This window comes from Streptomyces lincolnensis (assembly GCF_021173675.1).
GTDB lineage: Bacteria > Actinomycetota > Actinomycetes > Streptomycetales > Streptomycetaceae > Streptomyces > Streptomyces lincolnensis_B.
The window spans coordinates 676,607-692,180 of the sequence record NZ_JAIHON010000005.1; the positions used below are offsets into that span (position 1 = coordinate 676,607).

The 15,574-nt window shown below is 70.5% G+C and carries 10 protein-coding genes; 5 read left to right on the forward strand and 5 right to left on the reverse strand.

Translation table 11 applies throughout. From position 1 onward, the window contains the following. Positions 1–300: 300 nt before the first annotated feature. On the reverse strand, positions 301–963 hold the full coding sequence (locus tag K4B79_RS17265; protein ID WP_232027491.1) for a mycothiol-dependent nitroreductase Rv2466c family protein: 663 nt from the start codon (positions 961–963) through the stop codon (positions 301–303). Between the two features lie 171 nt (positions 964–1,134). Here K4B79_RS17265 and pepN point away from each other — a divergent pair, with 171 nt between their 5' ends. The 3 genes from pepN to K4B79_RS17280 all read left to right on the forward strand — a co-directional run bounded on the left by pepN (position 1,135) and on the right by K4B79_RS17280 (position 5,553). Beyond that, positions 1,135–3,723 carry an aminopeptidase N gene (gene pepN, locus K4B79_RS17270; protein WP_232027492.1) on the forward strand — a complete coding sequence of 863 codons (2,589 nt, stop codon included), beginning with the start codon at positions 1,135–1,137 and terminating at the stop codon, positions 3,721–3,723. A gap of 208 nt (positions 3,724–3,931) precedes the next feature. After that, the gene (locus tag K4B79_RS17275) at positions 3,932–4,978 is read left to right on the forward strand and encodes a hypothetical protein (RefSeq protein WP_232027493.1); all 1,047 of its coding nucleotides are present in this window, start codon (positions 3,932–3,934) and stop codon (positions 4,976–4,978) included. Positions 4,979–4,998: 20 nt separating this feature from the next. Continuing rightward, complete coding sequence (locus K4B79_RS17280) at positions 4,999–5,553, forward strand: GNAT family N-acetyltransferase (RefSeq protein WP_232027494.1); 555 nt, start codon at positions 4,999–5,001, stop codon at positions 5,551–5,553. 87 nt (positions 5,554–5,640) lie between these two features. Here K4B79_RS17280 and K4B79_RS17285 read toward each other — a convergent pair whose 3' ends face one another. Beyond that, on the reverse strand, positions 5,641–6,777 hold the full coding sequence (locus tag K4B79_RS17285; RefSeq protein ID WP_232027496.1) for a serine hydrolase domain-containing protein: 1,137 nt from the start codon (positions 6,775–6,777) through the stop codon (positions 5,641–5,643). Between the two features lie 35 nt (positions 6,778–6,812). Next, complete coding sequence (locus tag K4B79_RS17290) at positions 6,813–7,964, reverse strand: serine hydrolase domain-containing protein (RefSeq protein WP_232027498.1); 1,152 nt, start codon at positions 7,962–7,964, stop codon at positions 6,813–6,815. Positions 7,965–8,253: 289 nt separating this feature from the next. Between K4B79_RS17290 and K4B79_RS17295 the strand changes: the two genes are divergently transcribed. Continuing rightward, positions 8,254–9,492 carry an RNA-guided endonuclease InsQ/TnpB family protein gene (locus tag K4B79_RS17295; protein ID WP_232027499.1) on the forward strand — a complete coding sequence of 413 codons (1,239 nt, stop codon included), beginning with the start codon at positions 8,254–8,256 and terminating at the stop codon, positions 9,490–9,492. On the opposite strand, the gene K4B79_RS17300 is transcribed toward K4B79_RS17295, so the two are convergent. Both K4B79_RS17300 and K4B79_RS17305 read right to left on the reverse strand, forming a co-directional pair. Then, a complete protein-coding gene (locus K4B79_RS17300; protein ID WP_232027500.1) occupies positions 9,489–11,264 on the reverse strand; it encodes a TIGR03767 family metallophosphoesterase in 1,776 nt (591 codons plus the stop codon). The two genes, K4B79_RS17295 and K4B79_RS17300, sit on opposite strands and share 4 nt — an antisense overlap. 275 nt (positions 11,265–11,539) lie before the next feature. Next, positions 11,540–11,998 (reverse strand): NUDIX hydrolase, encoded by a 459-nt coding sequence (locus K4B79_RS17305; protein WP_232027501.1) that lies wholly within the window; start codon positions 11,996–11,998, stop codon positions 11,540–11,542. Between the two features lie 247 nt (positions 11,999–12,245). On the opposite strand from K4B79_RS17305, the gene K4B79_RS17310 reads away from it, so the two are divergent. Next, positions 12,246–15,557: a S8 family serine peptidase gene (locus K4B79_RS17310; RefSeq protein WP_232027502.1), complete on the forward strand. Its 3,312-nt coding sequence runs from the start codon at positions 12,246–12,248 to the stop codon at positions 15,555–15,557. The last annotated feature ends 17 nt before the right edge of the window (positions 15,558–15,574 follow it).

The following is a 15,574-nucleotide window of genomic DNA, read 5'->3' on the forward strand; positions in this document are numbered from 1 at the left end:
CCTGAGACTCGGACTCGCCACCCCCGGCCTGAGACCGCGGTGCGCTCCGTGGGGGGCGGTGTGAGGTCGTGGGGCGGCTGCGGGTGCGTGGGGGCTGGTCGCGCCCACGCGGCGGAGCCGCAAATTGATGCAGTCCCGCGCCCCGGACCCGCCGCCCCGCCCTCGGACCGCGCCCAGCCCGGACGCCGCCGCCCTGGCAGCGCGGCCCCCGGCCGGCGCAGTACCCCAAACGCAGACACCGCCGGGCCCCCTGTCACCGGTCCCGGCGGTGTCTGCGTCGTCCTCCCCGACGGGGGGCCGTCACAGGTTGCTGAAGTCCGGCCCCTTCGTGCGGGTCCGCTTGATCTCGTAGAAGCCGGGGACCGAGGCCACGGCGAGGGTGCCGTCCCACAGCTTGGCGGCGTCCTCGCCCTTGGGAGCGGGGGTGACCACGGGGCCGAAGAAGGCGATCTGCTCACCGTCGGCTCCGGGGACGGCGATGACCGGGGTGCCGACCTCCTGGCCGACCTTGTCGATGCCTTCCTTGTGGGAGGCGCGCAGCTCGGCGTCGAACTCGAAGTCCTTCTGGTCGAAGTACTCGATCAGGTCGGCGGGCAGGCCGACGTCCGCCAGGGCGCCCTCGACGGCCTCGCGGGTGGGGCCCTGTTCCTCGTTGTGGATGCGGGTGCCGAGCGCGGTGTAGAGGGGGCCGAGGACGTCGGAGCCGTGCTTCTGCCAGGCCGCGGTCACCACGCGGATCGGCTGCCAGGCCGTGGTCTCCAGCATCTCGCGGTACTCCTCGGGAAGCTGGTCGATCTTGTCCTCGTTCAGCACGGCGAGGCTCATGATGTGCCAGCGGACCTCGATGTCACGGAGCTTCTCCACCTCCAGCACCCAGCGGGAGGTCATCCAGGCCCAGGGACACAGCGGGTCGAACCAGAAGTCGACGGGGGTCTTGCCGGAGGGGCTCGCGGACGCGGACATGGGTCTCCTCGGAAAGCGGTTCTTTTCCAGCGGCAACACCGGCGCTTGCCCGGTCCATTCCCGGTTGCCGCTCCCGTCTGCCGCGAATCGGCTCCCGTCTGCCGCGGATCGGCGGCACATGGCAGGATCGGCCTGTCCGCATACTGAACACCATCCGAGGGAGCTCCATCCGTGCCCGGTGAGAACCTGTCCCGTGACGAGGCCCGGGAGCGGGCCGCCCTGCTGTCCGTCGACGGCTACGAGGTGTCCCTCGACGTCCGCTCCGCGGTCGGCGACGACACCGGGGACGGACCGCGCACCTTCCGCTCGGTCACCACGATCCGCTTCCGCTGCGCCGAGCCGGGCGCCACGAGCTTCGCGGACCTGATCGCGCCGAGCGTGACCGCCGTCTCCCTCAACGGCAAGGACCTCGACCCGAGCGAGGTCTTCGACGGTTCCCGGATCGCCCTGGAGGACCTGGCCGCGGAGAACGAGCTGGTCGTGGACGCCCGGTGCGCCTACTCCCGTACCGGCGAGGGCCTGCACCGCTTCGTCGACCCCGAGGACGGCGAGGTGTACCTGTACACGCAGTACGAGCCGGCCGACTCCCGCCGGGTCTTCGCCAACTTCGAGCAGCCGGACCTCAAGGCGCCGTTCCGCTTCGAGGTGCGGGCGCCGGAGGGCTGGACGGTGTGGAGCAACGGGGTCGGCGACGAGAGCGAGGGGGTCTGGCGGTTCGCGGAGACGAAGCCGATCTCGACGTACATCACCTGTGTGGTGGCGGGTCCGTACCACTACGTGACCGACTCCTACGAGCGGGAGTTCAAGGACGGCACCCGGCTGGAGATCCCGCTCGGCGCGCTGTGCCGCAAGGGGCTGGCCCCGCACTTCGACGCCGACGACGTGTTCCTGGTGACCAGGCAGGGCCTGGACTTCTTCCACGACCACTTCGACTACCCGTACCCCTTCGGGAAGTACGACCAGGCGTTCGTGCCCGAGTACAACCTCGGCGCGATGGAGAACCCGGGCCTGGTGACCTTCCGCGAGGAGTTCATCTTCCGGGGGAAGGTCACCCAGGCGTCCTACGAGGGCCGGGCCAACGTCATCCTGCACGAGATGGCGCACATGTGGTTCGGCGACCTGGTCACCATGGAGTGGTGGGACGACCTGTGGCTGAAGGAGTCCTTCGCGGACTTCATGGGCGCCTTCGCGCTGGTCGGCGCGACCCGCTTCGAGGACGGCTGGATCACCTTCGCCAACCGCCGCAAGGCGTGGGCCTACCGCGCGGACCAGCTGCCCTCCACGCACCCGATCACCGCGGACATCCGTGACCTGCAGGACGCCAAGCTCAACTTCGACGGCATCACCTACGCCAAGGGGGCTTCCGTACTGAAGCAGCTGGTGGCGTACGTCGGCCAGGACGCGTTCCTGGAGGGCGCGCGCCGCTACTTCAAGCGGCACGCGTACGGCAACACGCGCCTGGACGACCTGCTGTCGGTGCTGGCGGAGACCAGTGGCCGGGACATGGGCACGTGGGCGCGGGCGTGGCTCCAGACGGCGGGGGTCAACTCCCTCACCCCGCAGGTGCTGTTGGACGCCGAGGGACGCGTCGACGAGCTGGCGGTGGTCCAGGAGGCCGCCGAGTCGCACCCGGAGCTGCGCCCGCACCGGGTGGCGGTGGGCCTGTACCGGCGGACACCCGAGGGCGCGCTGGAGCGGTACGCGCGGGCCGAGGTGGACGTCGAGGGTCCGCGGACGGTGGTGGCGGAGCTGGCCGGGGCCCAGGCGCCGGATCTGGTGCTGGTCAACGACGACGACCTGACGTACTGCAAGATCCGCTTCGACGCGAACTCCCTGGAGACGCTGAAGGCGGGCCTGGGTGACCTCACCGACCCCCTGGCGCGGGCGCTGTGCTGGTCGGCGCTGTGGAACATGACGCGGGACGCGCTGCTGCCGGCGCGGGACTTCGTCGGCCTGGTGCTGCGGTTCGCGGGGCGCGAGTCCGGTATCGGGGTGCTCCAGATGCTGCACGCGTGGGCGAACTCGGCGCTGGTCAACTACCTGGCGCCGGAGTACCGGGAGATGGGCGGACGGCTGCTCGCCGAGGGCGCGCTGCGGGAGCTGCGGGCCGCCGGGCCGGGCAGCGAGCACCAGTTGGCGTGGGCGCGGTTCTTCGCGTCGGTGGCGGCGCTGCCGGAGGATCTTCAGCTGCTGCAGGGCCTGCTCGCGGACACGGAGCAGATCGAGGGCCTGGTGGTGGACCAGGAGCTGCGCTGGGCGTTCCTGGAGCCGCTCGCGGCCCACGGCGCCGCGGACGAGGGGGCGCTGGCCGCCGAACTGGCCCGGGACGACACCGCGTCCGGCAAGCGCCACCAGGTGCGCTGTCTGGCCGCGCGGCCCTCGGCGGCGGTGAAGGCGCAGGCGTGGGCGCAGGTGGTCGAGTCGGACGCGCTGTCCAACGCCCTGGTGGAGGCGACCATCGCGGGCTTCGACCGGTCGTCCCAGCGGGAGTTGCTCGCGCCCTACGCCGAGAAGTACTTCGCGGTGATCGAGCGGGTGTGGCGGGAGCGGTCGATCCAGATCGCGATGCATGTCGTCCAGGGCCTGTTCCCCTCGCTCCAGCAGTCCCCGGCGACCCTCGACGCGGCGGACGCCTGGCTCGCCGCCCACGAGGACGCGGCTCCCGCGCTGCGCCGACTGGTCCTGGAGGGCCGGGACGACCTGGCACGGGCGTTGCGGGGACAGGCGTGCGACGCGGAGGCCACGGGGACTGCGGCCTAGATCTTTGGTCAAAGCTTGAGCGTGCGGTCACCGTTACGAAATTCGGTCAAGCGGAACCGTAACCCCTGGTCCACACCCGAACGGACCAGGGGCTTTCCATGCCTACTCGGCACCCGAACACCCGTCCTTTAGTGCGGGCTTGTCCGTATTTGTCGACGGGCGTGTAACAGCGGTTAAGGGGCGGATCGGGTGCGGGAACCTCCCGTGCATGAACCACAACGCCCCGGTCCCCCCGTGCTCCCCCCGCCCCCTGCGCCACCTCGCCGAGGTGCACCGCCGGGTCCAGACGGCCGCGCAGTTGCGTGCCCGCGGCATCTCGGCCGCCGAAGCCGCCGAACAGTGCCGGCCCGGCGGCCCCTGGCAGCAGTTCCTCCCCGGTGTCTTCCTGCTGCACCCCGGCCCGCCGACCAGCGAGGAGCGGCTGCACGCGGTCCTGGCGTACGCGGCACGGGAGCGCGGCGCCGGAGTTCCGGCCCAGCCCGGCGCGGGGGAAGCACACCGCCCCGGCTACGCCGAGGCGATGATCACCGGCCTCGCGGCCCTCACCCTGCACGGCTTCTCCGCCACGCCCCCGCTGACCGCCCTGGACCGGATCGACGTCCTGGTCCCGCGCCTGCGCCGGCTGCGCGCGACGGGCTGCGCCCGCATCGTCCGTACGGGCACCCTGCCGACCCCCGTGGAGGTCACCGGCCTGCCGGTCGCCCCGGTCCCGCGCGCCCTCGCCGACGCGGTCGGCGAACTCACCGACGCGGGCGCGGTCCGCCGGCTGCTGACCGAGGCGGTACGCGGCGGCCACTGCGAACCAGCCGCGGTGGTACGGGAGTTGAACAACGCCAAGCTGCTGAGCCGGCCGCACGTCGTGGACGCCGTCGACTCCCTCCTCGCCGAGGGCCGCGCGATTGCCGAGGACCGGCTGTACCGCATGGTCCACGAGTACGGCCTTCCCGACCCTGTGTGGAACGTGGACCTCCGGCTTCCGGGCGGCCCCCACCTCGGCGGCCTCGACGCCTACTGGCCCGAACAGGCCGTCGCCGTCGAACTCGACACCCGCGCCCCCCGACAGGACGACGACGCCCTCTGGTCCGAGTACGCCCGCAAGCGCGAACACCTGGAGCGACTCGGCATCACGGTCGTCCACATCACCCCCCGAAAGCTCCGGGACACGATGGAACAACAGGCAGCGGTGGTCCGCACAGCCCTCATGGCCTCCGGCGACCGCGACCCGGCGGCGTATGTCGTGGTGCTGCCCCGGTAGTGACGGATAGGTTGCCCGCCATGACCGAACTCGGCCCCGTCGCCTGGCCTCCCGTGCCGATCAGGACCGAGCGGCTCGTGCTCCGCGAGTCCGAGCCCCGGGACCGTGCGACGTTCGTCGAGTTGTTCGCCTCGCCGGAGGTGCGCACCTACCTCGGTGGCCCTCGGCCGCGCGACGAGCTCGAACGCGCGGTGCCCGAGCTGCCCGGGCGGCGCCCCGGAGTGTTCGTGGTCGAGCACTGCGGAGCGGCGATCGGCACGGTCTCGCTCGACCGGCGTGACGCGGAGCGCCCGGGGCACGTCCGCCCGGAGGGCGGGGAGCCCGAACTCGGCTACATGTTCCTGCCGGACGCGTGGGGCCACGGGTACGCCGCCGAGTCCTGCGCGGCGGCACTCGACTGGCTCGCCGACGCGCTGCCCGGCGAGCCGGTCGTGCTGTGCACCCAGAGCGCCAACGACCGCTCCGTGCGCCTCGCGGCGAAGCTCGGATTCACCGCGGTGGAGCGGTTCGAGGAGTACGGGGCCGAGCAGTGGTTCGGCGTGCGGGCCCCACTCACGCCGCCGACGGCCCCCTAGAACGCGGTGGGCGGCGTTCCGGCGCGGAGGGAAGAGGCCGGGCTCCTCCGCGCCGTGACGCAGGCGGTCATCCGCCCACGGCAGGGGCTACTTCTCGCAGTACTCGGCCTCGAACACCGACTCGGTGTTGCCCGACCAGTCGCCGTTGAAGTTGACGGCCACCGAGTGGTGGCCGTTCTCCGTGGTCGCCGCGTCCGTGTTGGAGCCGTGGATGCCGCCGTCGTGGCCCCACACGTGGACCCCGCAGCTGAGTTCGACGTCGACGAGGCCGAGGCCGTAGCCGTACCGCTCCTTGGCCGCGACCGTCGTCTTCATCTTCTTCAGCTGCTCGGGTGGGAGCAGCTTTCCGCGCAGCAGGGCGCTGTAGAAGCGGTTGAGGTCGGCCGAGCTGGAGATCATCTGGCCGCCGCCGTAGGCGATGCCGGGGTTGAGTTCCGTGACGTCGTACGTCGGTCCGGTGTCCGTCCTGGCCAGCTTGGAGTAGGCGCGGCTGCTGGGTCGCGGGAGGGTGACCCGGTCGACGGGGACGGAAGTGGACTTCAGGTCGAGGGGGGTGATGATGCGACGCCGGATCTCGTCGCCGTACGGGTTGCCCGTGGCCTTCTCTATCACCAGCGCGGCCAGGACGTAGTTGGTGTTGGAGTACCGCCACGAGGCGCCCGGCTCGAAGAACGGCTTGTGGGTCATGGCGATCGCGACCAGGTCCTCGGGCTTCAGGCGGTCGTAGCGGTGCTCGAAGAAGCCCTCGGCGGCCATGTACTTCCGCTGGTAGTTCGGGTCCGCCAGGACGTCGAAGATGCCGCTGGTGTGGTTGAGCAGTTGGCGCAGGGTGATCGCGCGGCCGTCGTGGCCGTTGCCCCGGACCAGTCCGGGCAGCCACTCGTCCACCGTGTCGTCCAGCGACAGCCGGCCCTCCGCCTCCAGCTGGAGCACCACGGTCGCCACGAAGGTCTTCGTGACGCTGCCCACCCGGTAGTGGTCGTGGGGTGAGCGCGGCTTGCCGGTCCTGATGTCTCCCACGCCCGCGGTCGTCGACCAGGTGCGGTGTCCTTCCCGCACCGCCAGTGTCACCCCGGGCACGCCCTCGGCCACCGCGGCCTCGGCGGCCTGGCGGGTGAGGTCGTGGTCGCCGCCTCTGCCGGACGGGGCCGCGACCGCGGGGGCCGCCAGGGCGGCCGACAGTGCCACGGCCGTCAGGGCCACCAGGGTCGTCCGTACGGTCATGTCCGTCCCCTTCGCGCTCCTCATTTTCGCGCTCCTCATGTGCCGCAGAACTCCGCCTCGATCACGGCATCGGCGTCCCCCGACCAGTCGCCATTGAAGTTGAAGGCCAGCGAGTGCCGGCCGTCGGCGGTCGTCACTGCCTCCGAGGTCGAGCCGTGGATACCGCCGCCGTGGCCCCACACGTGCACCCCGCAGCTGAGCTTGCGGTCCATCAGGCCGAGGCCGTAGCCGGTGTTCGGGATCACCCCGACGGAGACCGTCGTCTTCATCTCCTTCAGCTGCTTCGGCGGCAGCAACCGGCCCCGCAGCAGGGCGCTGTAGAAGCGGTTCAGGTCGGCGGAGTCGGAGATCATCTCGCCCGCGGAGAAGGCCAGGGACGGGTTCAGCTTCGTGACGTCGTACGTCGGTCCCGTCGCCGTCTCGGCCAGCTTGGAGTAGGCCCGGCTGCTGGGCTGCGGGACGGAGACCCGGGTGCCCGGGACCGAAGTGCCGTCCAGCTCCAGGGGTTTGACGATCCGTCGGCGGATCTCCTCGCCGTACGGACGCCCGGTCGCCTTCTCGATCACCAGGCCGGCCAGGACGTAGTTGGTGTTGGAGTAGTTCCAGGACGTGCCCGGCGCGAAGTCCGGCTCGTGGGCCATCGCGACCGCGACCAGGTCCTCGGGCTCGTTGGTGTCGTAACGGTGCTCGAAGAAGCCGTCCTTGAGGAAGTACGTCCGCCCGAACGTCTCGTCGGCCGTGTAGTCGTAGATGCCGCTGGTGTGGTTGAGCAGCCGGCGCAGGGTGATCGCGCGGCCGTCGTGGCCGTTGCCCCGGACCAGCCCCGGCAGCCACTCGTCCACCGAGTCGTCCAGCGACAGCCGCCCCTCCGCCTCCAGCTGGAGCAGCACCGTCGCCACGAACGTCTTGGTGATGCTCCCGACCCGGTACCGGTCGTCCGCCGAACGCGACTTCCCGCTCCTGAGGTCGCCGACCCCGGCGGTCGTCGACCAGACGGTCCGGCCGTCCTTCGCTGTCAGCGTCACCCCGGGCACCCCGTCCTTCACCGCGGCCTCGACGGCCTGCCGGGTCGGACCGTGCTCGCCGCCCTTGGCGGGCGCGGCCAGGGCGGGCCCGGCGAGGGCGGCCGACACCGCCACGGCCGTCGCCGCCACCAGGGTCGTCCGTACGTTCATGCGCGTGCTCATGTGCTCCCCCTTCTCGTCACACCCGCCGTCGGGCGTGGTCGGGGAGGCAGACCGGGAGGGTGGAGCGAAGGTTGAGGAGGGGGACGGCGGTTGAGTGCGTTTCAGCCCTTCTTCATCGTGTGGTGGCGACGCAGAGCGTCGCGGTGTCCGGGAGTTCGGGCGCGGAGCGCCCGTAGGGCTGTCCGTGGAGCCGGGCAATGTCGAACGTACGGCCAGTGGGTCACTGGATGGTGGGACGGTTGTACGGAAGTGGTCCGTTTGTGCGGACGGCTGTGTAGGTTCGGGTGTCATGAAGCTGGTGGTGCAGGTCAAGCTGTTGCCGACGCCCGGACAGGCAGCGGCACTTGAGGCGACCCTGCACGCCTGCAACGAGGCGGCATCCTGGGCGTCCCAGGTAGCCTTCGTCAAAGATGGCAAGCGGAACTTCGCGCTGCGCGAGCACACTTACACCGAGATCAAGCAGCGGTGGGGCCTGGGCGCGCAGGCCGCCCAGCACACCATCAAGAAAACCTGCGACGCCTACCGCACACTGGCGGCGAATGCGAAGGCCGGGAACCTCGGCAAGCCGTGGTCCAAGCGGTACCAGCGGGCGACGCAGAAGCCGATCGTCTTCCGGCCCGTGGGTGCGCAGCCCTATGACGACCGGATGCTGTCCTGGCAGATCACCGACCGGACCGTCTCCATCTGGACGTTGTCCGGACGGGTGAAGGGGGTTGCGTTCACCGCCTCCCCGGAACAGCTGGCCCGTCTGACCTTGTACCGCAAGGGCGAGTCCGACCTGCTCAATCGGGACGGCATGTGGTTCCTGAACGCCACCTGCGAGATCCCCGAAGCCGAGCAGAATGCCGATCCGGACGGCTTCCTTGGCATCGACCTGGGGATCGTGAACCTCGCGACCACCTCGGACGGTCAGATCATGGCCGGGCGCGCCCTCAACCGGGGACGGCTGCGCGAACGCACGCTGCGGACCAAGCTGCAGAAGAAGAACACCCCGTCCGCCAAACGTCGGCTGAAGAAGCGGCGGCGCAAGGAGTCACGGCGGGCGAAGGACATCAACCACAAGATCGCGAAGCATGTGGTGGCCGAGACAGAACGCACCGGACGCGGAATCGCCCTGGAAGACCTGGGTGGTATTCGTGAGCGGGTACGGCTTCGCAAGCCCCAACGGGCCACCGTGCACTCCTGGGCCTTTCACCAGCTCGGACAGTTCATCGCGTACAAGGCCCGCAGGGCGGGAGTGCCGGTGGTGTACGTCGATCCGGCATACACCTCCCGCACCTGCGCCGCGTGCGGCCACATCGACACGGCGAACCGGGTCTCCCAGGCCTGGTTCGCGTGCCGGTCCTGCGGATTTGTTGATCACGCGGACCGGAACAGCTCCCGCAACATCCGCGCTCGCGCGGAAGAGTTGTGGCGACGCGGGGTGCAGTCAACCGCCCCAGACCCACCCCCGACACCCGAGGGCGGGACCGGACGCAAGCGCAGCACCACAGCCAGTGGCGCCCGCTGTGCAAGCCCGGGACTTTAGTCCCGGGTCGTTGGCCCCTTCTTGAGGACCAGCTCCGTGTTCCGGTCCTTCGGGTCCCCGCCGAGGCCCATGTTGGCGCCCGGGGCGTTGTAGGAGAGCTCGCGGTAGAGGGCGGCGAGGCCGGTCTGGGAGAGGTCGGTGAAGTCGGTGCGGTGAGGGGCGGCGGACTCGACGCAGGTGGTGAAGATCGAGAGGGTGCCGTCCTTGTTGTCCACCAGCTCGATGACGCGGGCGAGTTGGGGGAAGTCGACGTGGGAGGCGGTGGAGATCTCCCAGAAGGAGCGGCCGTCGGGCGCCGAGTGCGGGGTGATGTCGTTGCGGTGGATGTGGCCGTTGACCCAGGCCAGCACGTTGGCGTGGCTGCCGAGGAGGGCGATGACCTCCTGGCCGTTGTGGCGCCGCTCGTTGGGGCGGGCGGGGTCGGGGCGGGTGTTGGTCATGGTCTCGCTGGTGTGGTGACTGAAGATCACCGCGTACGAGTCCTTGTTCTCCCGCAGGGTCCGGTCCAGCCACCTCAACTGGGCGGTGCCGATGGACCCTTGGTAGTGGCCGCCGGCGTCGGTGGTGTCGAGGCTGATGCCGATGACATCGTCGGCGATGCGGAAGCTGTAGTACTGGGTGCCCGCGTCGAGGTTGGCGGTGGAGTAGCCGTGGCCGACCGGGCCGAGGCCCCGGTAGGCCGGGTCGAGGTGGGCCTTGAGGTACTCGGTGGCGGTGAAGGGGGCGCGCCGCTCGTCCGGGGTGACCGAACGCATGGTGCGGGCCTTGGACTTGAGGAAGTCGCGGAAGGCGGTGCCCCGCGGGTCCTTGGCGTCCCTGATGGCGTTCTGGAGCCTCTTCGCCTCGGCCGCGGAGACGCTCATCAGCTTCCGGCCGCCGACGGCGTGCTCGGCGAGCCAGGAGTCGCCGAGGCCGAAGCAGCCCAGCGGCATGGAGTCGTGGTTGCCGACCGTGGAGTACCAGGGCATGTTGAGGCCCGGGCTGTTCAACTCCCGCATCGCGGCGGCCAGATAGCCCTGGATGTGGGGGAAGCCGAGCTGCTTGTCGGCGTCCCGGACGGCCGTGTCGGGCTGCCAGTACTGCTTGATGCCGCTGTTCTGGACGCCCTCGTAGTGGCGGGGGTCGCCGGAGTTGGCGGTGATCCGGCCGCCGCTCATGATCGTGAGGAACCACTCCAGCTCGGTCCCCGCGTTGTTGTCCGTGTTGTCGCCGGTGGTCATGGCGAAGTGCAGCGGGGAGCCGGTGACGGGGGCACCCCGCAGCGCGTTGATCCGCTCCACCAGCGAGATGGCGCCGGGTACGGTCAGCGCCTCGTGCGGCCGCCAGGCGTGCACGTCGGTGGAGCGCAGGTACTCCAGCCGCATCGGGTGCTGGGTGTCGATCAGGTGCAGGTCGGTGAGCTGCACGAACGCGGCGAGCGCGGTACGGCGTCCGATCCGGCCGCTCTTGGGCGCGGCCAGCTCGCCGCGGACCTTGCGGTGCCAGCCGGGGCCGTCGCCGAGGCGGCGGAAGCCGGAGTTGTTGCGGGGGGCGGCCACGGTCGCGGCGGTGGTGCCGCGGGTGTAGGGCACGAGGGGGGCGGCGGGGGCCTTGCGGGACTGGGCGACGGGAGCCCCGGCGGCGGCCTGTCCGGTGGTGGTGGCGGCCTGGCTGTCGGTGGGCCGCAGGGCGTAGCCGACACCCGCGGAGAGGGACACCGCCGCGGTGGCGGCGAGGACGGAACGGCGGTGCGGCCCCAGAGCGGAACCGGCGACAGAGCGTATGCGCGACATGGCGCGATCTCCCCGAGTGCGAACGCGTCGGCAGTGGTCGCGGGCACGGTCGCTGTCGCGAACATCCCGCTCACTCTGGATCGTTGGCACCGGGAATGACCTGCGCGTGAACGAGACGGCAACGGGCAACGCCGATCACCGTACGTGGATCTTGGCAAACCCTGTGCGTCCATGACAGCTCCCCGAACGGCCGGGAGGCGGTCACGCGCCGTTCATTTTGCGGGGCAGTGCAATCATTTCGCGGGCAGCGCGATCATCGCGCGGGGCAAGTGCGGTTATCCCTCGGGGAGCGTCACCCGTCCCGTGGCCGGCCGCTCCCGCCACAGGCCGAGGCCGAAGTCGACCAGGGGCACCCGGACCAGACCGGCCACGGCGTCCAGATCGTGCCAGGCGGCCATGTCGGTGGATCCGCCGACCTCGTAGCGGAGTTCGCCGCCGGTGATCCGCCCCTCGTAGACGATCCCGACGCCGTGGTGGTCGACGGAGCGGCGCAGGCGGCGGGAGTGGATGCGGCGCCGGGAGCGCACGCCGAGCAGGCCGGTGACCTCGACGCGGTATCCGGTCTCCTCGGTCACCTCGCGCAGGACGGTGTCATGAGGGTCCTCGCCGTGCTCCATGCCGCCGCCGGGCAGGGTCCACTCCGCCCGGCCGGCGCGGTCGATCCACCGGGCGAGCAGGATCTGTCCGTCCCGTACGCACACGGCGTAGGCCGCCACCCTCAACTTCCGTCGCATGGCAGGACGTTAGCCCAGGACGGCGATCGCCTACGTCCCTCGGGGACCGTTCTGGGCGACTCAATACCTTCACACACCCCTCACCCCACATCACCTGATATGCCATCGGGGGTTTTCCCCATGGGCCTATATCGATTCGGTCAACTCTCCCTAAACATCCTTCCCATGCGTAAGGCTGTGCGACTGCGACCGGGGCTGATCAGTCCTGGTCGCACACCGTTCGTTCCTTTACCAACAAGGGATGCCGATGACCCTCACCCCCCAGCGCGACCGTGAGTCGACACCGGGCGCGAGACGCGTGGCCCGAATAGCCGTGGCCGCCGGCCTGGTGGCCGCGCTCTCCGCGGCCGGGCCGATACCCATGGCCCTGGCCGCCGACGAGACACCCGTCGCCGCCGACCCGGGCGTGAAGTCCGCCCACGACAAGCTCGGCTCCGACGACGCCGACGCCCTCGCCGAGGCCAAGGCCGACGGCGAGAAGAGCGTCACGATGATGGTGGCGACCGCGCCCGGGAAGACCGAGCAGGTCGCCGATCAGCTGGACTCGCTCCAGGGCGGCCTCGTGGGCCGCACCGACGACAAGCTCGGTTACGTCCGGGCCACCATTCCCACCGCGAAGGCCGACTCGGCCATCTCCGCCGCCACGAAGCTCTCCTCCGTGCACGGCATCGACCTCAAGCGGGACATCCCGCTGGACGACCCGACGCCGGCCGCGGACGCCGCGAAGGGCGCCACGGCCCAGGGGACGACGAGCTACCCGGCGCCGAGCAGGAAGACGCCCGCGGAGAACCCGTACAACCCGTCCTTCGAGACGGGTGCCGTCGACTTCGTGAAGAAGAACCCGAAGGCGGACGGCCGGGGCATCACCATCGGCGTCCTGGACTCGGGTGTGGACCTCGCCCACCCGGCGCTCCAGAAGACCACCACCGGCGAGCGCAAGATCGTCGACTGGATCACCTCGACCGACCCGGTCTCCGACGGCGACGGCTCCTGGCGGCGGATGCTCACCTCGGTGGCGGGACCGGTGTTCTCGGCCACCCCGGTCGGCGGCTCCACCGAGTCGTTCACGGCCCCGGGCGGCTCGTACAAGTTCAACTACTTCTACGAGTCCGCGACGGCCGGCGGCGACCAAGCCGGTGACGTCAACCGCGACGGCGACAAGACGGACGTCTGGGGCGTGCTGTACGACGCCGCCACCGGTACCGCGCGCGTCGACCTCGACGACGACCTGGACTTCACCGACGAGACGCCGATGAAGCCGTACAAGGACGGCTTCCAGATCGGCTACTTCGGCACGGACAACCCGGGGACCGAGGTCGCCGAGCGCATCCCGTTCGTGATCGAGATCCGCAAGGACGTCGTCTACAACGCCGCCGGTGCCAAGGCCGACTACGTCAACATCGGCATGATCTCCAGCGAGCACGGCACCCACGTCGCCGGCATCACCGCCGCCCACGGCCTGTTCGGCGGCAGGATGAACGGCGCCGCCCCCGGCGCGAAGATCGTCTCCTCGCGCGCCTGCGAGTTCGGCCCCGGCTGCACCAACGTGGCGCTCACCGAGGGCATGATCGACCTCGTCGCGGGCCGTGGCGTCGACATCGTCAACATGTCGATCGGCAGCCTGCCCGCGCTGAACGACGGCAACAACGCGCGCGCCGAGCTGTACACGCGGCTCATCGACACCTACGGCGTCCAGCTGGTGATCTCCGCGGGCAACTCCGGCCCCGGCGCCAACACCATCGGCGACCCCGGCCTGGCCGACAAGGTCATCTCGGTCGGCGCCTCCATCTCCAAGGAGACCTGGGCCGCCAACTACGGCTCGGTCGTGGAGAAGAAGTACGCGATGATGCCGTTCTCCTCGCGCGGCCCGCGTGAGGACGGCGGCTTCACCCCGACCCTGGTCGCCCCGGGCGCCGCGGTCAACACCATCCAGACCTGGCTGCCGGGCGCCCCGGTCGCCGAGTCGGGCTACACCCTGCCGGCCGGCTACGGCATGCTCCAGGGCACCTCGATGGCCTCCCCGCAGGCCGCGGGCGCCTCCGCGCTGCTGCTGTCCGCCGCCAAGGCCAAGGGCATCGAGCTCACCCCGGCCACCCTGCGCACCGCGCTGACCTCCACCGCCGACCACATCAAGGGTGTGCAGGCGTACGAGGAGGGTGTCGGCCTCATGAACATCGTCGACGCCTGGACGTCGATCCGCGAGGGCGCCACCGCCCACGAGTACGCGGTCAAGGCCCCGGTCGACACCGCGATCGACCAGTTCCTGAAGACGCCGGGCTCCGGCACGGGTCTCTACGACCGTGAGGGCGGCCTGAAGGCCGGTCAGAAGAAGACGTACGACATCACGATCACCCGTACGTCCGGCGCCGACAAGGCGATCCGCCACGAGCTGCACTTCGAGAACAACGCGGCGGGCACCTTCCGGATCGTCGGCTCCGACGAGGTGAAGCTGCCGCTGAACCAGCCGGTCACCGTCAAGGTCCAGGCCGCGCCGAAGTCCGCCGGGATCAAGAGCGCGATCCTGGAGGTCGACGACCCGAAGACCGAGGGCATCGACCGTCAGGTCATGACGACGGTGGTGGTCGCTCAGGAGCTGAAGTACAGCTACTCGGCGTCGGACACGGTCCAGCGCAACAGCAACCACTCGTACTTCGTGACCGTGCCCGAGGGCGCCAAGTCCCTCGAAGTCGCGATCGGCGGGCTGAAGGGCACGAGCCAGACCCGGTTCATCGCCATCCACCCGTACGGCGTTCCGGTCGACACCACCAGCACGCCGAACTGCTACAACAACTACCTCGACGGCAACGGCTGCCGCCCGGACGTGCGTTCCTACGCCGACCCGGTGCCGGGTGTCTGGGAGATCGAGGTCGAGTCGCGCCGCACCTCGCCGCTGCTCGACAACCCGTACAAGCTCGACGTCGCCGTCCTCGGCGCGGCCTTCGACCCGGAGACCGTGACCGTGCCCGAGGCCAAGGTCGGTACCCCGGCCGCCGCCTCCTGGAAGGTGACGAACAAGCTCGCCGCGCTCGACGGCAAGCTGGTGGGCGGCCCGCTCGGCTCGGCCAAGTCGGCCCGGCCGACCGTCGCGCAGGGCGAGACGCACGAGACCACGGTCGAGGTGCCCGCGGGCGCCGCGTCCCTGGACGTCGCCATCGGCAACGTCTCCGACCCGGCCGCCGACCTCGACCTGGTCGTGCTGAACGCCGCCGGTGACCAGGTGGGCCTGTCCGCCGACGGCGACTCGGAGGAGTCGGTCTCCCTGCCGAAGCCGGCCGCGGGCACCTACACGATCCAGGTCATCGGCTACGCGGTCCCGGCCGGGTCCACGGCCTACGACTACCAGGACGTGTTCTTCTCCCCCGCGCTCGGCTCCGTCACCGTCGACGGTTCGACGCCGGTGAAGCTCGGCACGGGCGACTCCGCGAACGTCTCGGCGAGCGTCACCGCCCAGGCCGCCGCTCCGGAGGGCCGTGAGTTCTTCGGCCAGGTCCAGCTGGTCAACGCGCGCGGCACGGCCGCGGGCATCGGCAACGTGAAGATCGAGAAGGTTCTGCCGTAGTCGAAGGTTGTGCCGTA

Coding starts and splice junctions, on each gene's coding strand:
- K4B79_RS17265 (WP_232027491.1), bottom strand. CDS start 963: ATGTCCGCGTCCGCGAGCCCCTCCGGCAAGACCCCCGTCGACTTCTGG.
- K4B79_RS17275 (WP_232027493.1), top strand. CDS start 3,932: ATGAACCACAACGCCCCGGTCCCCCCGTGCTCCCCCCGCCCCCTGCGC.
- K4B79_RS17280 (WP_232027494.1), top strand. CDS start 4,999: ATGACCGAACTCGGCCCCGTCGCCTGGCCTCCCGTGCCGATCAGGACC.
- K4B79_RS17285 (WP_232027496.1), bottom strand. CDS start 6,777: ATGACCGTACGGACGACCCTGGTGGCCCTGACGGCCGTGGCACTGTCG.
- K4B79_RS17290 (WP_232027498.1), bottom strand. CDS start 7,964: ATGAGCACGCGCATGAACGTACGGACGACCCTGGTGGCGGCGACGGCC.
- K4B79_RS17295 (WP_232027499.1), top strand. CDS start 8,254: ATGAAGCTGGTGGTGCAGGTCAAGCTGTTGCCGACGCCCGGACAGGCA.
- K4B79_RS17300 (WP_232027500.1), bottom strand. CDS start 11,264: ATGTCGCGCATACGCTCTGTCGCCGGTTCCGCTCTGGGGCCGCACCGC.
- K4B79_RS17305 (WP_232027501.1), bottom strand. CDS start 11,998: ATGCGACGGAAGTTGAGGGTGGCGGCCTACGCCGTGTGCGTACGGGAC.
- K4B79_RS17310 (WP_232027502.1), top strand. CDS start 12,246: ATGACCCTCACCCCCCAGCGCGACCGTGAGTCGACACCGGGCGCGAGA.